This is a genomic window from Stenotrophomonas sp. FBCC-B152 (assembly GCF_059134105.1).
Genome location: NZ_CP101442.1, coordinates 1,011,778 through 1,035,125, shown reverse-complemented (window position 1 = coordinate 1,035,125; position 23,348 = coordinate 1,011,778). Strand labels below are relative to the sequence as shown.

Annotated in this window: 14 protein-coding genes, 3 tRNA genes and 1 pseudogene; 7 read left to right on the top strand and 11 right to left on the bottom strand. The window is 68.1% G+C overall.

The features are described 5' to 3' along the window. Positions 1 to 43 precede the first annotated feature (43 nt). The 3 genes and pseudogenes from NMB40_RS04975 to NMB40_RS04965 form a co-directional block, all read right to left on the bottom strand. Positions 44 to 3,069, bottom strand: a pseudogene (locus NMB40_RS04975) (two-component regulator propeller domain-containing protein). 151 nt (positions 3,070 to 3,220) lie between these two features. Next, a complete protein-coding gene (locus tag NMB40_RS04970) occupies positions 3,221 to 4,630 on the bottom strand; it encodes an ATP-binding protein (RefSeq protein ID WP_494360333.1) in 1,410 nt (469 codons plus the stop codon). Further along, entirely contained in the window at positions 4,627 to 5,337 is a 711-nt protein-coding gene (locus tag NMB40_RS04965) for a response regulator (protein WP_093533929.1), read from the bottom strand. Before NMB40_RS04965 ends, NMB40_RS04970 begins: the two co-directional genes overlap by 4 nt. A gap of 218 nt (positions 5,338 to 5,555) precedes the next feature. Between NMB40_RS04965 and NMB40_RS04960 the strand changes: the two genes are divergently transcribed. Genes NMB40_RS04960 through NMB40_RS04950 form a run of 3 tightly spaced genes read left to right on the top strand, consistent with a single transcriptional unit; the run spans position 5,556 to position 10,161 of the window. Beyond that, positions 5,556 to 6,794, top strand: coding sequence for an efflux RND transporter periplasmic adaptor subunit (locus NMB40_RS04960; RefSeq protein WP_494360332.1), 1,239 nt, complete (start codon positions 5,556 to 5,558; stop codon positions 6,792 to 6,794). Continuing rightward, positions 6,791 to 8,761 carry a MacB family efflux pump subunit gene (locus tag NMB40_RS04955; protein ID WP_494360331.1) on the top strand — a complete coding sequence of 657 codons (1,971 nt, stop codon included), beginning with the start codon at positions 6,791 to 6,793 and terminating at the stop codon, positions 8,759 to 8,761. Before NMB40_RS04960 ends, NMB40_RS04955 begins: the two co-directional genes overlap by 4 nt. After that, the gene (locus NMB40_RS04950) at positions 8,758 to 10,161 is read left to right on the top strand and encodes an efflux transporter outer membrane subunit (protein WP_494360330.1); all 1,404 of its coding nucleotides are present in this window, start codon (positions 8,758 to 8,760) and stop codon (positions 10,159 to 10,161) included. Before NMB40_RS04955 ends, NMB40_RS04950 begins: the two co-directional genes overlap by 4 nt. Positions 10,162 to 10,236: 75 nt before the next feature. On the opposite strand, the gene rlmB is transcribed toward NMB40_RS04950, so the two are convergent. The 3 genes from rlmB to rnr form a co-directional block, all read right to left on the bottom strand. After that, positions 10,237 to 10,980, bottom strand: coding sequence for a 23S rRNA (guanosine(2251)-2'-O)-methyltransferase RlmB (gene rlmB / locus NMB40_RS04945; protein WP_282246465.1), 744 nt, complete (start codon positions 10,978 to 10,980; stop codon positions 10,237 to 10,239). 85 nt (positions 10,981 to 11,065) lie between these two features. Next, positions 11,066 to 11,536 (bottom strand): GFA family protein, encoded by a 471-nt coding sequence (locus tag NMB40_RS04940; RefSeq protein ID WP_448142362.1) that lies wholly within the window; start codon positions 11,534 to 11,536, stop codon positions 11,066 to 11,068. Positions 11,537 to 11,634: 98 nt separating this feature from the next. Beyond that, positions 11,635 to 13,977: a ribonuclease R gene (rnr, locus tag NMB40_RS04935; protein WP_494361040.1), complete on the bottom strand. Its 2,343-nt coding sequence runs from the start codon at positions 13,975 to 13,977 to the stop codon at positions 11,635 to 11,637. 248 nt (positions 13,978 to 14,225) lie between these two features. Here rnr and NMB40_RS04930 point away from each other — a divergent pair. Next, positions 14,226 to 14,312 (top strand) — tRNA-Leu (locus tag NMB40_RS04930). A gap of 44 nt (positions 14,313 to 14,356) precedes the next feature. On the opposite strand, the gene NMB40_RS04925 is transcribed toward NMB40_RS04930, so the two are convergent. Further along, positions 14,357 to 15,037, bottom strand: a complete 681-nt coding sequence (locus tag NMB40_RS04925) for a glutathione S-transferase family protein (protein ID WP_494360329.1) — start codon at positions 15,035 to 15,037, stop codon at positions 14,357 to 14,359. 99 nt (positions 15,038 to 15,136) lie between these two features. Between NMB40_RS04925 and NMB40_RS04920 the strand changes: the two genes are divergently transcribed. Both NMB40_RS04920 and NMB40_RS04915 read left to right on the top strand, forming a co-directional pair. Next, positions 15,137 to 15,223: transfer RNA gene (locus NMB40_RS04920), tRNA-Leu, on the top strand. Positions 15,224 to 15,352: 129 nt separating this feature from the next. Then, positions 15,353 to 15,439, top strand: a tRNA-Leu gene (locus NMB40_RS04915). A 630-nt stretch (positions 15,440 to 16,069) separates the two neighbouring features. Here the strand turns inward: NMB40_RS04915 and NMB40_RS04910 are convergent. The 4 genes from NMB40_RS04910 to NMB40_RS04895 are packed head-to-tail and all read right to left on the bottom strand — an operon-like array spanning position 16,070 to position 20,789. Further along, the gene (locus tag NMB40_RS04910) at positions 16,070 to 17,656 is read right to left on the bottom strand and encodes a DHA2 family efflux MFS transporter permease subunit (RefSeq protein ID WP_282246462.1); all 1,587 of its coding nucleotides are present in this window, start codon (positions 17,654 to 17,656) and stop codon (positions 16,070 to 16,072) included. Positions 17,657 to 17,663: 7 nt separating this feature from the next. Next, positions 17,664 to 18,845 carry a multidrug efflux MFS transporter periplasmic adaptor subunit EmrA gene (gene emrA / locus NMB40_RS04905; RefSeq protein ID WP_282246461.1) on the bottom strand — a complete coding sequence of 394 codons (1,182 nt, stop codon included), beginning with the start codon at positions 18,843 to 18,845 and terminating at the stop codon, positions 17,664 to 17,666. A gap of 10 nt (positions 18,846 to 18,855) precedes the next feature. Continuing rightward, positions 18,856 to 20,349 carry an efflux transporter outer membrane subunit gene (locus tag NMB40_RS04900; RefSeq protein WP_494360328.1) on the bottom strand — a complete coding sequence of 498 codons (1,494 nt, stop codon included), beginning with the start codon at positions 20,347 to 20,349 and terminating at the stop codon, positions 18,856 to 18,858. Then, on the bottom strand, positions 20,346 to 20,789 hold the full coding sequence (locus NMB40_RS04895; RefSeq protein ID WP_448143981.1) for a MarR family winged helix-turn-helix transcriptional regulator: 444 nt from the start codon (positions 20,787 to 20,789) through the stop codon (positions 20,346 to 20,348). Before NMB40_RS04895 ends, NMB40_RS04900 begins: the two co-directional genes overlap by 4 nt. A 205-nt stretch (positions 20,790 to 20,994) precedes the next feature. On the opposite strand from NMB40_RS04895, the gene parC reads away from it, so the two are divergent. Continuing rightward, positions 20,995 to 23,238 (top strand): DNA topoisomerase IV subunit A, encoded by a 2,244-nt coding sequence (gene parC / locus NMB40_RS04890; RefSeq protein ID WP_494360327.1) that lies wholly within the window; start codon positions 20,995 to 20,997, stop codon positions 23,236 to 23,238. The last annotated feature ends 110 nt before the right edge of the window (positions 23,239 to 23,348 follow it).

Genomic DNA, 23,348 nt, shown 5'->3' with positions numbered 1-23,348 from the left:
ACACGCATGGCGTGTCGCTACGCGGTGCCCGGCGCCTCGGATATCAACCGATCGCCGTTCTGTCGCGGCCTTCGCTCTTGGCGCGGTACAGGGCGCGGTCGGCGCGCTGGTAGAGCAGCATCGGGGTGCGATCCCCGGCTTCCAGTTCGACCAGCCCGGCGCTGAAGGTCACCTGCAGGCCCGGCACGCCGGCCCAGTCCGGGTGGTCATGGAACAGCCCGCGCAGGCGCGCGCAGACCTGCGCCGCTTCGGCCAGGCGGGTGTCGTTGAGCAGCAGCGTGAATTCCTCACCGCCGGTGCGCGCGGGCATGTCCGAATCGCGGCAGGCCGAGGCGATCACCCGCGCCACTTCGGTCAGCACCACGTCGCCCACGCTGTGGCTGTGCTGGTCGTTCACTTCCTTGAAGTGGTCGATTCCAGCACCACCAGGCACAGCGGGTGGCCGCTGCGCTGCGAGCGGGCGAAATCGCGCGCCAGTGCTTCGTCGAACGCGCGGCGGTTGGGCAGCCCGGTCAGCGCATCCTCGCGCGCCTGGCGCTCGAACTGTTCGGCCTGCACTGCCAGGCGCGCGGCCAGCTGGGTCTTCTCTTCGTTCAACGCCTGCAGGCTGGCGGTCTGTGCCTTGAGGTCGCGGGTGGCGGCATCGACCTTGCGCGCCAGGCGGACATTGCTGGCCTTGTAGCGCTTGATCAGGTAGCGGTACAGCGCCACCAGCCCGGCCAGCAGCAGCAGGCCGCAGATGAACTGCACGCTGCGCCGCTGCCACAGGAACGGTTCCACCGTGAACGACCACACCGCCTCGCTGTCGCCCCAGGTACCGCCCGGGTGGGCCGCGGATACATGAAGGGTGTAATCGCCCGGCGGCAGGCCGATGAATTCCACGCTGCGCTGCTGGCCGCGCTCGATCCACGCGCTGTCCAGGCCTTCCAGCCGGGTGCGGTAGCGGATGCGCTCGGACATCAGGTAGCTCAGGCCTACGTAGCTGATGCTTAGCCGGCGCCCGCCGGGCAGCGTGTTGTGGTTGGCGCCCTGCCAGTGCAGTGGCACGCCATCGACCAGCACCGTTTCGATCGCCGCCGGCGGCGCCAGGCGTTCGCGAAAGCGCTGCAGGCGCAGCGGGTCCACCGTGCTCAGGCCACCAGCGGTGACCACCCAGAACGTGCCGTCCTGGCGCAGGATCGCCGACGGACCGGAGCTGCCGTTGGCCTGCGAATTGGCCATGCCGTCGATTTCGTTGTAATGCTCGACCTCGATCCTGCGCGTGTGGCCGTCGGCCACATCGTTGAGCATGGCCATGTCGGTGCGCAGCACGCCACGGTTGCTGCTGATCCAGACGTTGCCGACCCGGTCCGGGACCAGCTGGAACACGGTATCGACCGGCATCCCCTGCTCCAGCCCGACCCGTGACAGCGTGCGGTCCTGGTACCGGTACAGGCCACGGTCGCTGCTGATCCACATCGCATCGCCGATCTGCTGGAAACCGAACACACTGCGGCCGCCGCCCAGCGGCGCCAGGTCGATGCGCTGCACATGGTCGCCGCGCAGCACGCTGATGCCTTCGATGGTGCCCACCCACAAATCGCCTTCGGCGTCGTGGGCCAGCGCGGTGACCAGCCCGGTCGGCATGCCCGGCACGGTCGGCACCGTCACCCCATTGGCGTCGAGCCGGGCCACGCCCTTCTGGGTCCCGGCCCATACCGCGCCCTCGCGGTCCACGCTCATCGCGCGGATGTTGCCGCCCGGCAGGCCGTCTTCGGCACCGTAGCTGCGCAGCATGTGGCCCTGCCCGTCCAGGCGCAGGATGCCGTCACCAAAGGTACCCACCCACAACCCGCCCGCATGATCCTGGGCCAGGCTCAGCACCGACGGGGTCTTGCCGCCGCGGTTGCGCAGCGGCACCGGGTGGAACACGCCCTGTGCATCGCGCCGGTCCAGCCCGCTGGCGCTGCCCACCCACAATTGGCGGTCACGGTCTTCCAGCACGGTGCGCACGTAATCGCCGCTGAGCCCGTCACGTTCGGTGAAACTGCTGAACAGCGTTTCGCGCAGGCGGTACAGGCCGCCGTTGGCGCCGACCCAGATGCTGCCTTCGGCGTCTTCGCGCAGGCTCACCACCCTGCCGCCAGGCAGCGAGAGCCCGGCCGGCAGCCGCTCCAGGCCGTGCCGCGACAGGCGCAGCAGGCCCTGGTTTTCGGTACCCAGCCACAGGTCGCCGTGGCGGTCCTGCAGCATCGAAGTGATGTGCATGCCCGGGGCCAGGCGGTGCTGCAACTGCGGCATGCCATCGAGCATGCGGTAGATGCGCTCGCCGGCCACGATCCACAGCACGCCGTCGGGCGCGCGGTACGGCCACACCAGGCCGCGGCCCAGCCCGTAACTCTCTGGTGCGCGGCGCAGCACCCCGTCGGTGCCGCGCACCACCAGGCCGTCCAGCGTGCCCACCCAGACCCGGTCCTGCGCATCCACCACCAGCTTGGTGAAGCTCATCGCCATCGGCACGTCGGCCGGCGGCTTCTGGTACTCGAAGTGGCCTTCGCGGGTCACGCTGCCGATGCCGTTGCCCTCGTACAGCAGCCACAGCCGGCCATGGCTGTCCATCTGCATGGCCTGGATCAGCACCTGCGGTGCCGGCGGCTGGTGCGCGAACACCTGCCAGCGGCCGTCGGCGCTGCGCCGGGTGACGTTGCCGCGCGAATCGCTGATCCACAGGCCGCCCTCGCGGTCGACGAACAGCGCGCCCACGCCGTTGTCGCGCAGGCCCGGGCGGGTGCTGCGGTCGAACACGGTGAAGTCCAGCCCGTTGTAGCGCACCAGCCCTTCCCAGGTGGCGAACCACAGGTGGCCCTCCGGGGTCTGCGCGATGTCACGCAGCGAGTTGTGCGGCAGGCCATTGCGCGAGGTCCACACGTCGATGGCGTAGTCGCGCAGCGGCGGCGGCCCATCCTGCGCGGCCGATGTGGCCGGCACGCCGAACAGCAGGCACAGCAACACCAGCGCCAGGCAAAGGCGCTGCACGGTCACTACTGCTTGTACCGGCCGCCACCGGTTCCCGCCTCCCCCTTGGCTCATCCGTCAGGATCCGCCGGGGGCGCGGGAATGGCACGGCGCGGACAGCGCGGCGCCGGGGTGGAAACCAGCCAGATCGGGCGCACTCATGCGGCGAATACGGGCGGGGGATGCCCATAGTAGGCAAAACCGCGCCCGTTTGCCTCCCGTGGACTCAGCCGGCGCGGGGGGCCGGCGGGCGCGGTGGCGCCGGCCAGTGCACGATGGCCTCCAGCCCGCCCTGCGGATGGTTGCGCAGGTGCAGGGTGGCGCCGTCCTTCTCGGCCAGCGCGCGGGCGATGGTCAGCCCCAGCCCGGCCCCACCGGTCGCCCGCGAGCGCGAGGTTTCCAGGCGCACGAACGGGTCGAACACGGTTTCCAGCTCGTCCTCGGCCAGGCCCGGGCCGCTGTCGCGCACCCGCACCACTACCCCGTCCGTGCCCTGCTCGACCCGTACCTGGGCGGTGCCGCCGTAGCTGAGCGCGTTGTCGACCAGGTTGGAGAACAGCCGGTGCATGGCCAGCGGGCGCAGCATCAGCACCGCGCCGCTGCCCTGCTCGAAGCGGGCATCGGCGCCGGCCTCGACCGCGTCCTCGACGATGCTTTCCAGCAGCGAATCCAGGTCCAGCGCGGCGCGTGGCTCGGCGCTCTCCGCGCTGCGGGCCAGTTCCAGGCCCTCGCGGATCAGCGCCTGCATCGCGCCCAGGTCGCCGATCAGGCGTTCGCGAAGGGCTTCGTCATTTACGTTTTCCAGGCGCAGTCGCAGCCGGGTCACCGGGGTCTGCAGGTCATGGGTGATCGCCGCCAGCATCTGGGTGCGCTCGCCCAGCGTGCGCTGCAGGCGCTTCTGCATGGCGTTGAAGGCTTCGGCGGCGCGGCGTACTTCCAGCGGCCCGGTCACCGGCAACGGCGCCCGCTGCAGGTCATCGCCCAGCTCGGCCGCGGCCGAAGCCAGCCGCTGCAGCGGCGCGCTGGCGATGCGCGCGACCACGTAGGCCAGCACGCCGATGGCCAGCACCAGCAGGGTGAGGAACAGCGGGTCGACCGCGAGGATGCCGTTGTGCGCGATGGCCGGCGATTCCAGCGCCAGCGAGAGCACGGTGCCGTCGCTGAGCGGGACCTGCACCGCACGGCACTTGGGCGGGATGAAGGCCGGGTCGCGTTCGTGCGGCGGCCGGCGCCGCTGCTGCTGCGGAGGCGGCGGCAACAGTTCCTGCGCCTTGGGCAGGCACGAACGGAACGAGGTGAAATGCACGGTAGCGTGCCCGACCGGGCCCTGGCGGTCGTCGAGGATGCCCATCAGCGCCGAATCTTCGCGGCCCAGCCGCGCCCCTTCGGGCAGGCTGCGCACCGCCGGCCCGCCCACCGTCAGCAGCCGGTCGCGCAGCTCCGGGTCGCCGTCGAGCATGTTGACGAAACCCTGCAGGCGATCGGCGATGCGGTTGAGGTTCTGCCGCTCGAATTCCTGCTGGCGCTTGGCGCTGGCCAGCATGGTGGCGCCGATGGCGGCCACGCTCATGCCCAGCAGCAGGATCACGAACAACCGACCGACCATCGAGGCGAAGAAGCGGCGCAGGCGCATCATTCCAGGGTGACCGCCGTGGCCAGCACGTACCCTTCGTTGCGCACGGTCTTGATCAGGCCGTCGCTGCCGCCGTCATCGGCCAGCTTGTTGCGCAGCCGGCTGACCTGCAGGTCGATCGCGCGGTCCTGCGATTCGTAGCTGCGGCCGCTGCTCAGCGATACCAGCTGTTCGCGCGAGAGCACTTTGTTGGCATGCCCGACGAACACCCGCAGCAGCCGGAACTCGGCACCGGACAGCACCACCACGCGCCCATCCGGGTCGACCAGGTGGCGATGCTCCAGGTCGAAGATCCAGTGCGAGAAGCGTGCCCGGCGGATCGCCAGCGGTTCCAGGTTGGCCGGCAGCGCCTCGGTCCGGCGCAGCACGTTGCGGATGCGCGCGAGCAGTTCGCGCGGTTCGAACGGCTTGCCCAGGTAATCGTCGGCGCCCATTTCCAGGCCCAGCACGCGGTCGATCGGCTCACTGCGCGCAGTGAGCATGATCACCGGCGTGCTTGAACGCGCGCGCAGGTCGCGGCACAGGGTCAGGCCATCTTCGCGCGGCAGGTTGAGGTCGAGCACGATCAGGTCCACGTGCTCGCGTTCCAGCACCTGGCGCATGCCCTGGCCATCGCTGGCAGTGCTGACCTGGTAGCCGGCACGACCGAGCTGTTCGGCCAGCAGCTGGCGGATGTCATTGTCGTCATCGACGATCAGCAGGCGTTGCATCGTAGTGGTGTTCTCCATGCGGCGATGATCCCCTGTCGGGAGCTGAACCGCATCCTCTGGTTTGCGTACGCATGTTTCAAGGCATGCACACGATACAGAAGGACACGTCGGACCGGGGCGTGGTTACGTCCTGTTACATGCCGTGCGTTGAGCCCTCCACAAGCGCTCTTCACAATGCTGACAACGCCGCACGCCGGCCTGTCGAGTTGACGATCATCGTGAAGTCCCGCCTGCCTACCACCCGTCGCGGCCGTGTGCTGCTGTTGATCGCCCTGGCCGTGCTGGTGTGCGGCATTGTCGCATGGAGCCTGCGCAAGCCGAGCGCCCCCACCCTGGCCACCAGCCCGGTGACCCGGGGCGACCTGGAGCAGACCGTGGAAGCCACCGGCGTGATCGATGCCTACAAGCTGGTCAGCGTGGGTGCGCAGGCCTCGGGCCAGATCAAGTCGCTGAAGGTGCAGCTGGGCGATACGGTCAAGCAGGGCGACCTGATCGCCGAGATCGACGCCACCACCCAGCGCAATGCCGTGCTCAACGCGCAGGCATCGCTGGACCAGGTCACCGCCCAGCGCGCGGTGCAGCAGGCCACCCTGCGCCAGGCCGAACTGGAATTCGCGCGCCAGCAGGAAATGCTGGCGGCCGAAGCCACCTCGCGTGCGGAGTTCGACAGCGCCGACGCCGCGCTCAAGACCGCCCGTGCGCAGGTCAAGGCCTATGACGCGCAGATCCAGGGCCGCCAGACCGAGCTGGGCACGGCCAACGCCAACCTGGCCTATACCCGCATCACCGCACCGATGGACGGCACCGTGGTCGCGGTGGTGGCCGAAGAAGGCCGCACCGTGAATGCCAACCAGACCGCACCGACCATCGTGATGCTGGCGCGGCTGGACCTGGTGACCGTGAATGCCGAGGTCTCCGAAGCGGACGTGGTCAAGATCAAGGCCGGCATGCCGGTGTACTTCACCACGCTGGGCGACCCGGACCGCAAGTACCACGCCACCCTGCGCCAGATCAATCCGGCACCGTCGTCGATCGCCAGCGACAGTTCCAGCAGCTCCAGTTCGTCCAGTTCCAGCTCCAGTTCGGCGGTGTATTACAACGCCCTGTTCGACGTCGAGAACCCGGACGGCACGCTGCGCATCAACATGACCGCGCAGGTGTCGGTGATGCTCAAGCAGGCCAAGGGCGTGCTGATCATTCCGTCGGTGGCGCTGGGTCCGAAATCACGCGATGGCCAGTACATCGTGCGCGTGGCCGATGCCGACGGCATGCCACAGCCGCGCAAGGTCAAGGTCGGCATCAACACCGGTTCCAGCGTGGAAGTGCTGTCGGGCCTGAAGGAAGGCGAAAAGGTGGTGGTCGGCGAAGGCAGCGCCACTCCGGCCGCCTCCGGCAGCGGCAACCGCGGTGGCGCGCAGATGCGCATGGGCGGCCCGGGCATGGGGCCGCGTCGATGAAGACCGCTCCCACCGGCGCGCCGCTGCTGCGGCTGCGCGACCTGCGCCGCGAGTTCCCGGCGGGCGATGAGACCATCGCCGTGCTGCGCGACGTCAACCTGGACATCGCCGCCGGCGAGATGGTGGCCATCGTGGGCCAGTCCGGCTCGGGCAAGTCGACGCTGATGAACATCCTTGGCTGCCTGGACCGCCCTACCCGGGGCAGCTACCAGGTCGCCGGCCGCGAAACCGGCAGCATGCTGCCGGACGAACTGGCCGAACTACGCCGCGAACATTTCGGCTTCATCTTCCAGCGCTATCACCTGCTTGGCGACCTGGATGCACGCGGCAACGTGGAAGTGCCGTCGGTGTACGCCGGCAGCCCGGCGCCAGTGCGCAGCGCGCGCGCCGAACAGCTGCTGCAGCGGCTGGGCCTGGGCGACCGCATGCGGCACAAACCGGGCCAGCTGTCCGGAGGCCAGCAGCAGCGCGTGTCGATCGCGCGGGCGTTGATGAACGGTGGCGAGGTGATCCTGGCCGACGAGCCGACCGGCGCGCTGGACACGAAATCCGGTGAGGAGGTGATGGGCATCCTCGGCGAGCTGCATGCCGAAGGCCACACCATCATCATCGTCACCCACGACATGTCGGTGGCCGAACACGCCCAGCGCATCATCGAGATCCGCGACGGCGAGATCATCGCCGACCGCGTCAACCCCAAGGCACCCCGCTACCGCGCACAGCGCACCCCGACCGTGGCCGCCACCAGGGGCCACAGCTGGCGCGCCGCGCGCGACCGCTTCACCGAAGCATTCCGGATGGCGCTGCTGGCGATGAACGCGCACCGCCTGCGTACCTTCCTGACCATGCTCGGCATCATCATCGGCATCGCATCGGTGGTGTCGGTGGTGGCGATGGGCAACGGCTCGCAGCAGCAGATCCTGCAGAACATCAGCGCGCTGGGCACCAACACCATCGACGTGTACCCCGGGCGCGGCTTCGGCGACATGCGCTCGGCGCGGGTGCAGACGCTCAAGGCGAGCGATGCTGACGCGCTGGCGCGGCAGAGCTACATCGACAGCGTCACCCCCAGCGTGTCCTCCTCGGCCACCGCGCGCTACCGCAACCAGTCGGCCACCGCGCAGGTCAGCGGCGTGGGCGAGCAGTTCTTCCGGGTCAAGGGCGTGACCCTGAGCGCCGGCAGCTTCTTCGATGCCGATGCGGTGAAGGGGCTGGCGCAGGTGGCGGTGATCGATGAGAACACCCGCACCCAGTTCTTCCCCAACGGCGCCGACCCGGTCGGCCAGGTAATCCTGCTCGGTAACGTGCCGGTGCGCGTGATCGGCGTGGCCCAGCGCCAGAGCATGGGCTTTGGCAGCAGCACCAGCCTGTCGATCTGGGTGCCCTACACCACGGTGATGTCGCGCATGCTCGGCCAGAGCTACGTGTCCAGCATCACCGTGCGGGTGGACGATGCCACCCCGATGGATGCGGCGCAGGCCGCCATTTCCAAGCTGCTGGTCATGCGCCATGGCACCGAGGACTTCTTCCTCAGCAACAGCGCGGAGATCCGTGACACCATCGAGCAGACCACCCGCACGATGACCCTGCTGATCAGCGCCATCGCCGCCATCGCGCTGCTGGTCGGCGGGATCGGGGTGATGAACATCATGCTGGTGTCGGTCACCGAGCGCACCCGCGAGATCGGCGTGCGCATGGCGGTGGGCGCGCGGCAGAGCGACATCCGCCAGCAGTTCCTGATCGAAGCGGTGCTGGTGTGCCTGCTCGGCGGCCTGCTCGGCGTGGGCCTGTCGCTGGTGGTGGGCTGGGTGTTCGACACCTTCGCCCCTGATTTCAAGATGCTGTTCTCCACTGCCTCGATCGTGGCCGCGTTCGCGTGCTCCAGTCTGATCGGCGTGGCGTTCGGCTTCCTTCCGGCACGCAATGCGGCCCAACTCGATCCCGTGGAGGCGCTGGCGCGCGAATGAAGACGTCCATCCTGTTTACCACCACCCTGCTGCTGTCAGCCTGCGCCAGTACCGGCCAATACCAGGTCGAGCCGCCCAGCGTGCCCGCCGTGTACGGCCGTGGCGATGCGCAGCGCAACGCGCCTGTCGACGCGTCAAACGCCCCTTCCCTGCTGCGCACCGACGTGCGCGACGACGCCTGGTGGACCGGCTTCGGCGACCCGCGGCTGGACCGCGTGATCGCGCGTGCGCTGCAGGCCAACACCGACCTGGCCTCGGCCGGGCTGGCGGTGCAGCGCGCCCGCCTGCAGGCCGGGCTGAGCGACAACGCGCTGTGGCCGCAGCCGTCGGGCAGCGTGGGCAGCAGCGGCAATCGCCCCATCGACCAGGGCGCCGACTGGAACCGCAGCAGTTCGGCCGGGGTCTCGCTGCAATGGGAAATCGACCTGTGGGGCCGCCTGCGCACCCAGCGCGACATCGCGCAGTGGGAAGCCCAGGCCAGCGAGGAAGACCTGCAGAACACCGCGCTGCTGGTGATCGGCGACGTGGCCACGCAGTACTGGACCCTGGCCTACCTCAACCAGTCGATCGCGGCCGGCGAAGCGAACCTGGCGCGCCTGCAGCGCACCCAGGAACTGGTGCAGGCCCGCTTCACGGCCGGCGCGGTGTCGCGGCTGGAAGTGCGCCAGGCCACCCAGCAGCTGGAAGCACAGCGTGCCGCGCAGAGCGCGCTGGAACAGCAGCGCGTGGCCAGCCGCAATGCGCTGACCGTGCTGCTCGATGGCCAGCCCTGGCCGCAGGCCGACGAACCGCAGGCGCTGGACAGCGCCGGCAGCCCGGCCATCGCCGAGGGCCTGCCGGCCGACCTGCTGGGCCGGCGCCCGGACCTGCGCGCAGCCGAGCTGCGCCTGCGCAACAGCCTGAAGAACATCAAGGTGACCGCCACCAGCTACTACCCGGCCTTGAGCCTGACCGGGGGCGTGAGCAGCGGCGCGACCACGCTGTCGGATGTGCTGAAGAACCCGGTGGCCTCGCTGGGTGCGGGGCTGTCGCTGCCATTCCTCAACCTCCGCCAGGCCCAGCTGGACACGCAGATCGCCGGCACCGATTACCAGATCGCGGCAAACACCTTCCGGCGCACGCTGTACACGGCGCTGTCGGAGGTGGACAACGCGTTGTCAGCGCGCACCCAGTTCACCACCCAGGTGGCGGCGTCGCAGGCGTCGTATGACGAAGCGGTGGAAATCGAGCGCATGTACGAAGTGCGCTACCGGGTCGGCGCCACCGACCTGCGCACCTGGCTGGAAGCGCAGCAGACCCGCCGCGACGCCGAGCTGTCGCTGGCGTCGGTGAAGCAGAAGCAGCTGGTCAACGACGTGACGTTGTTCAAGGCGCTGGGGGGCAGCGCCAACACACCGTAGAGCCACGCCCTGCGTGGCTTCGCGGTGCCGGAACGAGGAGCAGCCACGCAGGGCGTGGCTCTACGAAGCCCTCCGTCAGCTCCGCTGACGCACGGCCTCGAACAGGCTCACACCTGCAGCGACCGAAACATTCAGGCTCTCGATGTCGCCCGGCATCGGGATCTTGACCAGGCCGTCGCAGTTTTCGCGGGTCAGGCGGCGCATGCCGTCGGCTTCGCCGCCCAGCACCAGCGCCACGTTGCCCTTCAGGTCGATCGAATACAGCGAGGTGGTGGCTTCACCGGCCAGGCCATAGATCCACACGCCCTGCTTCTGCAGGTCCTTCAGGCAGCGCGACAGGTTGGTCACCGCCACCACCGGGATGCGGTCGGCGGCGCCGGCCGAGGTCTTGCGCACGGTGGCATTGACCGTGGCCGACTTGTCCTTGGGAATGATCACCGCGGTAGCACCGGCGGCCGCCGCGCTGCGCAGGCAGGCGCCCAGGTTGTGCGGGTCCTGCACCTCGTCGAGGATCAGCAGCAGGGCCTTGCCTTCGGCGGCCTCGACCAGGCCTTCCAGCTCGTTCTCACCCCAGGTGCGGGCCGCCTGGTAGCGCGCGGCCACGCCCTGGTGGCGCACCGAACCGCCCACGCCGTCCAGCGCCTGGGTGTTGACCTTGCGCACGTCGATGCCCTTGCGGCGTGCATTTTCCTCGATTTCGGTCAGCCGCGGATTCTTCGCGCTCGCCTCGATGAGCACTTCGCGGACGTTCTCGGCATCGTTCTCGATCGAGGAGGCGACGGCGTTGACGCCGACAATCCACTGGCTTTGCTTGCTCATTGCGGGGGCGGGACCGGTACAGGGGGTGGTAATGGTAGAGCATTGCCGGTTCGGCTGCCGTAGCGGCGCGGCCCTGCCCGGCCGCTCAACGCGGCCAGCGGGCGGTGTCGTGGTCCGGGTGCTGGTGGGAGACCAGTGTGCGCAGGCGCTCGGCGTCAGGGTCGTCTTCCTGCAGGATCACCTCCAGCCCGCCCAGCTGGTCCACGAACGGCAGCTTGGACTCGGTGCCGTACTGGACCGTCGGCGGCAGCCGTCCAGGCTGGTCGAACGCGCCGGCCGCCACCGCCATGCCGTCCTCGCCTTCGTAGGTCAGCGGGGTGCCGCAGTCGGCGCAGAAGCCCCGGCGGAAGTGGTTGGAGGACTGGAACCGGCGCGGCTCGCCGCGGGTCCACTGGAAATCGGCCCCGCGGACCGAGACCAGCGGGGCGTAGTACGCCCCGAAGGCCTTCTGGCACATCCGGCAGTGGCAGATGGAACGATCCGGCAAGGCGCCGCGGACATGGAAGCGCACCGCGCCGCATTGGCAACCGCCGGAGAATTCGGGAACCGGGTTCATCGCTCACTCCTCATGTCCGTACCGTCCAACGGTCGGCACCTACCAAGGCATCGTCCCGCGACGGTAGGTACCGACCGTTGGTCGGTACACCGCGGGCCTCAATATTTCTGCTTCTTCCGCTTGGCCGGCTGCCCGCGTGGCGGCAGCTGGGGTTCTTCGTCGCCCTTCTCCTCGACCAGCCGGAAGTCGATCTTGCGTTCTTCCATGCTGGCCTTGAGCACCAGGATCCGCACGCGGTCACCCAGGCGGTAGCTGGTGCCACGGCGTTCGCCGCTGAGCGTCTTGCGGGTTGCGTCGAACTGGTAATAGTCGTGCGGCAGCTGGGTGACATGGACCAGGCCGTTGACCTTGGAATCGTCCAGTTCCACGAACAGGCCGAAGCTGGTCACGCCGCTGATCACGCCGTCGAACTGGCCGCCCACGTGCTTTTCCATCCACGCCGCGCGGTAGCGCTCGTCGACCTCGCGCTCGGCCTCGTCGGCGCGGCGCTCGCGTTCGGAGCACTGCAGCGCCAGCGCGGCCATTTCGCGCTGGGTATAGGTGAACTTCTCCAGCGGCTTGCCGCTCAGCGCATGCTTGATCGCACGGTGCACCAGCAGGTCCGGGTAACGGCGGATCGGCGAGGTGAAGTGCGCATACGCATCCAGCGCCAGGCCGAAGTGGCCCTGGTTGTCCGGCGAGTACACCGCCAGGCTCTGGCTGCGCAGCAGCACCGATTCGATCAGCGCCGAATCGGGGCGCTCGCGCACCTTCTTGAGCAGCTTGGTGTAGTCGCCCGGCTGGACCTTGGACCACGGCGGCAGGCTCAGCTTGAATTCCTTGAGGAACTCCAGCAGGTCCTCGAACTTGGCTTCCGGCGGCTTGGCGTGGTCACGGAACGGGGCCGGCACCTGCTTGTACAGCAGGTAGCGTGCGGCCTGCACGTTGGCCGCGATCATGCACTCCTCGATCAGCTTGTGCGCATCGTTGCGCACCAGCATGCCGGCCTGGGTGACTTCGCCGGTGTTGTCGAGCACGAAGCGCACTTCGGAGGATTCGAACTCAATCGCGCCACGGCGGGTGCGGGCCTTGGCCAGCACCTTGTACAGCTGGTGCAGGCGCTCGACCTGCGGCAGCAGCGCACCAATGGCGTTGCGCGCGGCCGGATCGTTCTCGCCCACCGCCTGCCAGACCTGGGTGTAGGTCAGGCGCGCGTGCGAATTCATCACCGCTTCGTAGAAGCGCGAGTGGATCACTTCGCCCTCGCGGTTCACCTGCATGTCGCAGACGAAGCACATGCGGTCGACCTTGGGCATCAGCGAGCAGATGCCGTTGGACAGCGTCTCGGGCAGCATCGGGACCACGAAGCCGGGGAAGTACACCGAGGTGGCGCGCTTCTGTGCTTCATTGTCCAGCGGCGTGCCGGGACGGACGTAGTTGGAGACGTCGGCGATGGCCACCACCAGCCGGAAGCCTTCGGCGTTGGGTTCGCAGTAGACCGCGTCGTCGAAGTCCTTGGCGTCTTCGCCGTCGATGGTGACCAGCGGCGTGCTGCGCAGGTCGACGCGGTCGCCGATCATGGCCGGCTCCACCTGCATCGGCACCGATGCGGCTTCGTCCAGCACCTGCTGCGGGAATTCGAACGGCAGCTCATGGCCGTGGATCGCGGTTTCCACGATCAGCGAGGCGGTGAGCTTGTCGCCGAGCACGGCGATGATGCGGCCGATCGGCGGGCGCCGGGTATCCGGGGCCTGGGTCAGTTCGCACACCACCAGCTGGCCATCGCGGGCATCGCCGGTCTGGTCGGGCGGAATCTGCACGTTGCGCTGGATGCGCTTGTCGTCGGGCACCACGTAATTGATGCCGAACTCGACGCTGAAGCGGCCGATCAGGCGGGTCATGCCGCGCTCGAGCACGCGGGCGATGCTGCCTTCGCGGCGGCCGCGGCGGTCGATGCCGGTCACGTTGGCGAGTACGCGGTCGCCGTGCATGACCTTGCGCATTTCATACGGCGCCAGGAACAGGTCGTCGCCGCCGTCCACCGGGCGCAGGAAGCCGAACCCTTCGGGGTTGGCGATCACCACGCCGGTGATCAGGTTGGTGGCCTGCACCGGGGCGAAGCCGCCGCGGCGGTTCTGCACCAGCTGGCCGTCGCGCACCATCGCGCCCAGGCGCTTGCCCAGCGCGTCGGCGCGGTCGGGCTCGGTCAGGCCCAGCTGGATGCCGATTTCCTCGGCGGTCTGCGGGCCATCGCAGCGGTCCAGCAGCTGCAGGATCGCTTCGCGGCTGGCGATGGGCTGGGCGTAGCGTTCAGCTTCACGGGCGGCAAAGGGATCGTCCACGCTGCCAACTGGCGCGCTGGGGCGCGGGTTGCGGCGGGTCGGAATCGGCGGGCCGTCGGGACGGGGGCCGGAACGCTTGCCGCCACGGGGCGGCGCGGGGGTGCTCATGGACTCGGGCATCCAGGGCGGCAGCTTGCCGGTTTTGGCAGCAGCGCGGGACTTGCCCGACGGACCGGCAGCCTGCTTGGGCGCCGGGGACTTGGGGGCTTTTGCGCCCCGGGTCGGTTTCTTTGATTTCATCGACCCCCATGGTACCGCGTGCCGGTGTGCAGAATGGGTCATTGCCGCAGCCCATGCAGGATTGTGAAGAAATCTGACAAAACCGTTGACAACCCCTGCGGACTTGCCCAGAATTCGCCCCCTGAGTCGCCCAGGTGGCGGAATTGGTAGACGCACTAGCTTCAGGTGCTAGCGGGGGCAACTTCGTGGAGGTTCGAGTCCTCTCCTGGGCACCATGACTCAGAAAATGATCAAACCCGCGCAAGCGGGTTTTTTCGTTTCAGGCATCCGGCGTGTAGAACCGGGCCGACAGCCCTGCCCGCCCCGGGAAGTACTTGAACCAGGGCCGCGCCGCGTCGACCACTGCCGCCACGGCCGGATGCGCCATCAAGCGCTCGAGATAGTCGAGCAGGTGGACCGCGTTGCCGGGAATGGGCACGTACGCCACGGCGTAGAACAACGCGGGCGCCGCCGCACAATCGGCCATGCTGAATCCTTCGCCGGCCAGCCACGTGCGGTCTTCCAGCTGGCGATTCATGGCGGCGTAGCTTTCCAGCAGTCGAGACCGGGCGGCCTGCTCGGCATCCTCGCTGCGCCCGCTTTCGGGCTTGAGCCGTTCGGCGGTCAGCGCCTGCATCGGGGTCATGACATAGAAGTCGGAGAACCGGTCCCAGAAGCGCACGGCCAGGGCGGCATCGGCATCGGCCGGAATCAGGCGCGCACCGGCGGCCAGCTGCTGCAGGTATTCGATGATGATGCTGGTCTCGGCAACGGCACGGCCGTGGTCGACCAGCACGGGCATCTTCCCGGCCGGGGAGATGGCCTGGAGCATCTCGCGATCGGCGGGGTCGCCCAGGTTGACCATGCGTTCGTCCAGGGCCACGCCGAGCACGCGGGCGGCGATCAGCACCTTCTGGCAGCAGGACGACAGCGGGTGGGCGTGCAGGATCGGCAGTGCCATGGAAACTCCAGGGAGTCGGTGTGGGCCGAGTATGCCAATCGGCGTTCGCGCATGCATTGACAGCCTCCGGATGCTTCCGCATAATTCGCCCCCTGAGTCGCCCAGATGGCGGAATTGGTAGACGCACTAGCTTCAGGTGCTAGCGGGGGCAACTTCGTGGAGGTTCGAGTCCTCTTCTGGGCACCACGACTCGGTAAATGATCAAACCCGCGCAAGCGGGTTTTTTCGTATCTGCGGCATGGATCGCGCGGGAAATTTTCTTCGACATCCTGTTGACACATTCGCGGTTCTCCCGCAAAATTCTCCTCCTGAGTCGCCCAGGTGGCGGAATTGGTAGACGCACTAGCTTCAGGTGCTAGCGGGGGCAACTTCGTGGAGGTTCGAGTCCTCTCCTGGGCACCATGACTCAGTAAATGATCAAACCCGCGAAAGCGGGTTTTTTCGTTTCTGCTGGTTTGATTGCGATGCACGCTGTCCTGTGGTGCCGGGCTGCGCCCGGCTTCATGCATTCGGGCGAACAGCCGGTGGCCATCGCTTGGTCTGGGCTGGGCCAGCGGGTGCGGGTTTGCGGGACACGCCGTGAATCCATCCATGGAGGCTTGGCAAAAACATCCATGTTTTTGACAGTCCCGCAAACCCGCCCCCGCCGACCCTCGACGGTGTGTTGGTGGCCACGGGAAGATCAACGGCGGTGCCGATCATTTTCATGCGTTACCGGACGTGGTGGCGCTGCGTGCCGTCGTTTGGGAACCGACGCTACCGGACCAGGCCCGGACGGCGTAGAGCCACGCCCTGCGTGACTGCTCTTCGTTTCCGCACGCGACCATCTGTCGGGGGAGGCCGGCGGGCAGCCCCTGTAGGGACTGTCAAAAACATGGATGTTTTTGCCAAGCCTCCAGGGATGGATTCACGGCGTGTCCCGTAAGGGGCTGCCCGACGGCCTCCCCAGCACGTAGCAACCGAAACGCTGCTGTTGGCTGTAAAAAAAACCCCGCCTTTCAGCGGGGTTTTTCGTTTCAGCACCTCACACCATCAATGCCCGCCAGCAGACGCCGCGCCGGCGCCGGCGCCGAACGGCGGCTTGGCCAGCCACAGGAAGGCGATGATGGCCAGGAAGATCCAGCCCAGCAGGAAGAAGATGTCGTTGAAGCCCATCTGCGATGCCTGGTGGTTGATGATGTTGTTCAACGCCGCTGCACCATGTTGCAGGTCGCCCTGCCCCATCGCCGCCACCTTCTCCTGCATGCCCGGCGTGTAGCCGGAAATGCTTTCGGTCAGGTGCGCGTGGTGCTCCTGCGTGCGGCGTGCCCACAGCCACGTCGTCAGCGACGCCGCGAAGCTGCCACCCAGCGTACGCAGGAACGTGGCCAGGCCCGAACCCGCCGCGATCTCGCGGCCGTCCAGGTCGGACAGCAGGATCTGCAGCACCGGCATGAAGAACAGCGCCACGCCGATGCCCATGATCAGCTGCACCCCCGCCACGTGCGCGAAGTCCACCTGCAGGTTGAAGCCCGAACGCAGGAAGCTGGTGAAGGACAGGAACACGAACGCGAAGGAGGCGATCCAGCGCATGTCGAAGCGCGACGCGTACTTGCCCACGAACGGCGTCATGATCACCGGCAGGATGCCGATCGGCGCCGTGGCCAGGCCCGCCCAGATCGCCGTGTAGCCCATGTCACGCTGCAGCCACTGCGGGATCAGCAGCGACACGCTGAAGAACGCCGCGTACGCCACCACCATCGCCAGCGTGCCGGCGCGGAAGTTGCGGTGGCGGAACAGCCGCAGGTCCACGATCGGATCCTTGTCGGTCAGCTCCCAGATCAGGAACACCGCCAGTGCCACCACCGAGACGCAGGCCAGCACCACGATCGTCGGCGAACTGAACCAGTCCTCGTCGTTGCCGAGGTCCAGCACCAGCTGCAGCGCACCCACGCCGATGATGAGCGTGATCAGGCCCACGTAATCCATCTTCGGCTTTTCGATGTGCTCCGGGCGGCCCTTCAGCTGGTTGCCCACCACCAGCGCGGCGAAGATGCCCAGCGGCACATTGATCAGGAAGATCCATTCCCAGCTGTAGTTGTCGGTGATCCAGCCGCCCAGGATCGGGCCGCAGATCGGTGCCACCACCGTGATCATCGCCAGCAGTGCCAGCGCCTGCCCGCGTTTCTCGCGGGGGTAGATCGAGACCAGCAGCGACTGCGTGATCGGGTACATCGGGCCGGCCACGAAACCCTGCAGCGCGCGCGACACCACCAGCATGCCCATGCTCTGCGCCAGGCCGCACAGCAGCGACGCGATCACGAACGACAGCGTGGCCCAGATGAAGAGCTTGGTTTCACCGAAGCGCCGGCTCAGCCAGCCGGTCAGCGGGAGTGCGATGGCCGTACTGACCGCGAACGAGGTGATGACCCAGGTGGCCTGCTGCGAACTGGCGCCGAGGTTGCCGGCGATGGTCGGCAGCGAAACGTTGGCGATGGTGGTGTCGAGCACCTGCATGAACGAGGCCATGGCCAGGCCTGCAGTACACAGCGCGACGTTGGCCGGCCGGAACGCGCCGGTCGCACCTGGCGCCGACGGCGCGCCCGGCAGGCCGGGCGCGGCGGGAGCTTGTGCGGACATGGATACCTCAGCTCGCCTTCGACTGGCGCGGCAGGTTGCTCTGGATGATCTCGTGGATCACATCGTCGGCGCTGTGCAGCTGCTTGGCATACACGTCGGTGTCGAACACCTGGCCCTTGGCCGTGGTGGTCGGCAGCACGGTGCCCTTCTGGTCGCGCAGGCTCACTTCCGCCTTCATCGACAGGCCGATGCGCAGCGGATTGTCGGCCAGCTGCTTGGCATCGATGGCGATGCGCACCGGAACGCGCTGCACGATCTTGATCCAGTTGCCGCTGGCGTTCTGCGCCGGCAGCAGCGAGAACGCCGAACCGGTGCCCAGGCCGAGGCTGTCGATACGGCCCTTGTACTTCACGTCACCGCCGTACAGGTCCGAGCGCAGCTCCACTTCCTGGCCCAGGCGCATGTGGCGCAGCTGGGTTTCCTTGAAGTTGGCTTCCACCCACATCTGTTCGGTCGGCACCACCGCCATCAGCGCGGTACCCGGCTGCACGCGCTGGCCCACCTGCACCGAGCGACGGGCCACGTAGCCGCTGACCGGCGCGACGATGCCGGCGCGGGCGTTGTTGAGGTAGGCCTGGCGCAGCTGCGCCGCGGCGGCTTCCACGTCCGGCTGGGTGGCGATCACGGTGTCGTCGACCAGCGCGTTGCTGCGCTCGAAGGTTTCGCGCGAGCCGGCCACGGCCGCTTCGGCGGCCGCCAGTTCGTTGCGGGCGTGCGCCAGCTCTTCATCGGAAATCGCGCCGGTGGCGGCCAGGCCCTTGCGGCGGGCGAAGTCTTCGCGGACGCGGTTGAGGGTGACCTGGCGCGCGCTCAGTTCGGCCTGCGCGCCTTCCACGCTGCGGTACAGGCCGCGGGTCTGGCGCACGGTGCGGGCCAGGTTGGCGCGGGCCTGCTGCAGCGCCACTTCGGTGTCGGCCGGGTCCAGCTGCACCAGCAGCTGGCCACGCTCGACGCGCATGCCGTCATCGGCGTTGATCGCCACCACGGTACCGGTCACCAGCGGGGTGATCTGCACCTGGTTGCCCTGCACGTAGGCGTCGTCGGTTTCTTCGAACCAGCGGCCGAACATGAAGTACCACAGCGCCGCGGCGGCGAGCAGCAGCACCACGATGGCCAACAGGCCGCGCAGCAGCTTGCCACGGCGGGAGGGGGCTGCCGGTGCGGCAGCGGGAGCGGAAGTCTGGCTCATGGAAGGTATCTCAGGAATGCGTGGATTCGGGGGCGGTGGCGAGCGTGGCGGTGTCGCCGGAGGGGGTGAAGCCCCCGCCCAGCGCCTGGCTCAGCCGAACCGAAACAAGGATCTGCCGTGACTGCAGCGAGGCCAGCTGCTGCTGCGACTGCAGCAGCTGCGCTTCCACGCTGAGCACGTCCAGGTAGCTGCCGATGCCGGCCTTGTAGCGCTGCTGCGCCAGCTCGTGGGCGGCACGCGCGGTGCTGACGGCCTGCGCCTGCGACGCGGCCTGGTCGGCCAGCGAGCGCACCGCGTTGACCTGGTCGGCCACCTCGCGCAGCGCGGTGACCACCGACTGGTTGTAGTCGGCCACGGCCAGGTCGTACTGCGCGTCGGTCTTGTCCAGGTTGGCGCGCAGGCGGCCACCGTCGAAGATCGGCAGGCTCAGCGCCGGGCCGATGAAGGCGAAGGTCGAGCCGCTCTTGAGCAGCTGGTCCACTTCACTGGCGACCACGCCGCCGAGCGCGGTGAGGTTGAGGCTGGGATAGAACTTCGCCTTGGCCGCGTCGATCTCGCGACCGGCCGCTTCCACGCGCCAGCGCGCGGCCACGATGTCCGGGCGGCGGCCCAGCAGTTCGCTGGGCAGCACGCCCGGCAGCTGCAGCGCGAGCGGGTTGAGCGGCTGCGGGCGTTCGATCTGCAGGCCACGGTCCGGGCCCTGCCCGACCAGCGCGGCCAGCGCGGTGCGGGCCTCGTCGATCTGCTGCTGTGCGGCCTGCAGCTGCTGCTGCGCGGCCGGAATGCGGGCTTCGGCCTGGCGGGTCTGCAGGTCGCTGTCGATGCCTGCCGCGCGACGCTGGCGGGTCAGGGTCAGCGTTTTCTGCGAGCGGTCCAGTTCTTCGCTGGCCACATCGTGCAGCTGCCACGCATAGCCGAGCTGTGCGTAGGCTTCGGCGATGCCGGCCGACAGGTTCAGGCGCGCGGCCTGCGCGTCGACGGCAGCGGCATGGCCACTGTCCACCGCTGCTTCCCAGGCAGCGCGCTTGCCGCCCCACAGGTCCACGCCGTAGCTGACACTGAGGTAGGCCTGGCCGCTGCCGGCATAGCTGCCGCCAAGCTCGTCACCCACCATCGATTCGGGCAGGCGCACGCCGGTGTAGCCGCCGGAGGCGGACACGCTGGGCAGGCGGTCGGCATGTGCGGTGCCGATCTGGGCACGGGCCTGGCGCAGGCGCGCATCGGCGGCCTCCAGGCCCGGGTTGCGCTGCAGGCCTTCGGCGATCAGCGCGTCCAGCTGCGGGTCGTTCAGCGCCCGCCACCAGTCGGTGGCCGGGAAGGCTGACGGGCTCAGGGCGTGGCCGGCCAGGGTGCGCTGGGTCTGCAGGCTGTCGGCGTCGAGCAGCTGGCCGTGCGGTTGCAGGCCACCGGTGCTGGCACAGGCGGCCAGCGCCAGCGCCAGCACGGACAGCAGCACCGGCCGCAGCGGGCGCAGCGATGAGGTGCGATCAGGTATGGAAGTCATGGCGAAATCAGAGAGTCACGGACACGGGTCAACAGGGAAAGCAGCAGGGCGCGCTCGTCGGCGGACAGGTCGCGCATGGCGTCGTCCATCACCGCGTCGCCGCGCTGCTTGAGGCGGGCCCACAGCTGGCGGCCCTCGTCGGTCAGTACGATCTGCAGCGCACGCCGGTCCTGCGCATGCGGTTCACGGCGCACGCAGCCCAGGGCCTCCAGCTTGTCCAGCAGGCGGGTGACCGCGCTGGGCACCTGGTCCAGGGCCTGGGCCAGTTCGTTGGCGGTGCACGGCGCGCGGAACGACAGCACCTTCAGGCCCAGGTAGTGGGTGAAGCCGATATCGAGGTTTTCCTCGGCCATGGAAACGTCCAGCTGGCGCATCAGGCCATCGCGGACCTGGCGCAGCAGCAGGCCCAGGCTGGGCGGCGTGGATTCAGGGCAGATCATCATGGGGACGCACTTTACTTCCGAAAAATATATTTCTCAATGGAAATATTTAATCTGGAAGGAAATGCAGTGTTGCCCCATTCAGGACAACGGCCCAGACCCCCGATTCCTTCACATCGCTTGGCATCCCACGCCGCATCCGGATAATCGACCGCCTGCGAGGGCGACAGCCGTCGCCGTCCCCTGCCACAGGTAACAATCCCGCATGACCGATCTAGCCCGCCCCGCTTTCCACGGCTTTGAACAGCTGCCCCTGCGTGAATACGCTGAACGGGCGTACCTGGACTATTCGATGTACGTGGTGCTCGACCGTGCGCTGCCGTTCATCGGCGACGGCCTCAAGCCGGTGCAGCGCCGCATCATCTATGCGATGAGCGAGCTGGGGCTGAACGCCGCCGCCAAGCCGAAGAAGTCCGCGCGCACCGTCGGCGACGTCATCGGTAAGTACCACCCGCACGGCGACAGCGCCTGTTACGAAGCGCTGGTGCTGATGGCCCAGCCGTTCTCGTACCGCTACCCGTTGATCGAAGGCCAGGGCAACTTCGGTTCCACCGACGATCCGAAGTCGTTCGCGGCGATGCGCTACACCGAATCCAAGCTCACCCCGATCGCCGAAGTGCTGCTGGGCGAAATCAACCAGGGCACCACCGACTGGACCCCGAACTTCGACGGCACCCTGGAAGAGCCGACCTGGATGCCGGCACGCCTGCCGCACCTGCTGCTCAACGGCACCACCGGCATCGCCGTGGGCATGGCCACCGACGTGCCGCCGCACAACCTCAACGAGATCGTCAGCGCGCTGCTGCACCTGCTGGATGATCCCGAGGCCAGCATCGGCGACCTGCTCGAGCACGTGAAGGGCCCGGATTACCCGAGCGCGGCCGAGATCATCACCCCGGCCGCCGACCTGCGCACCATGTACGAGACCGGCTACGGCAGCGTGCGCGCGCGCTCGACGTTCTTCAAGGACGGCACCAACATCGTCATCAACGCGCTGCCGTTCCAGGTTTCGCCGTCGAAGGTGATCGAGCAGATCGCCGCGCAGATGCGCGCCAAGAAGCTGCCGTGGCTGGAAGACATCCGCGACGAATCCGACCACGCCAACCCGGTGCGGGTGGTGCTGGTGCCGCGTTCCAACCGCGTCGATGCCGAACAGCTGATGGGCCACCTGTTCGCCACCACCGACCTGGAGCGCAGCTACCGGGTCAACCTCAACGTGATCGGGCTGGATGGGCGTCCGCAGGTGAAGAACCTCAAGATGCTGCTCAGCGAGTGGCTGCAGTTCCGCGGCACCACCGTGACCCGCCGCCTTACCCACCGCCTGGAAAAGGTCGAGCGTCGCCTGCACCTGTTGGAAGGCCTGCTGGTGGCGTTCCTCAACCTGGATGAAGTGATCCACATCATCCGCACCGAGGACGAGCCCAAGCGGGCGCTGATCGCGCGGTTCGAGCTGAGCGACGACCAGGCCGAATACATCCTGGAAACCAAGCTCAAGCAGCTGGCGCGCCTGGAAGAAATGAAGATCCGCGGCGAGCAGGACGAGCTGGCCAGGGAACGCGACAAGATCCAGTCGATCCTGGACAGCAAGGCCAAGCTGCGCAAGCTGATCCGCGACGAACTGGTGGCCGATGCGAAGAAGTTCGGCGATGCGCGCCGTTCGCCGCTGGTGCAGCGTGGCGCCGCGCAGGCCATCGACGAAACCGAGCTGGTGCCGAGCGAGCCGATGACCGTGGTGCTGTCCGAAAAGGGCTGGATCCGCGCGGCCAAGGGCCACGACGTGGACCCGTCCACGCTGTCCTACCGCGACGGCGATGCCCTGCTGGGTTCGGTGCGTGCACGCAGCACGCAGCAGGTGGCGTTCCTGGACAGCGAAGGCCGCGCCTATTCCACGCTGGTGCACACCCTGCCCTCGGCACGTGGCAATGGCGAGCCGCTCACCGGCCGCTTCTCGCCGGCCCCGGGCAGTGCCTTCATGACCCTGGCCAGCGGCGAGAACGCCACCCGCTTCGTGCTGGCGTCCACCCATGGCTATGGCTTCGTGACCCGCTTCGAGAACCTGACCGGGCGCAACAAGGCCGGCAAGGCGATGCTCAACCTGACCTCCGGCTCGAAGGTGCTGACCCCGGCCGTGGTGGCCAACCCGGACACCGACCGCATCGTGGCGGTGACCAGCTCGGGCAACCTGCTGGCCATCCCCGCCAGCGACCTGCCGGAACTGGACAAGGGCAAGGGCAACAAGATCATCGAGATCCCCAAGGCCAAGCTGGCCACCGAACGCGTGGTCGCGGTGGTGGCGGTCGGCCCGGGCAACACGCTGCTGGTACGCAGCGGGCAGCGCACCATGAACCTGTCGTACAAGGACCTGGAGGCCTACCTCGGCAGCCGCGCCAGCCGTGGGCACCTGCTGCCGCGCGGGTGGCAGAAGGTGGAAGGGTTGTCGGTGGAGTGATCGCCCACAAAAAAACCGGGGATTTCCCCGGTTTTTTTGTATCCGTCGCTGGCTGGCGTTTGGCTGGCTGGCTGTTGATTCCGCCCGACCAACGGTCGGGCGCTACCGGT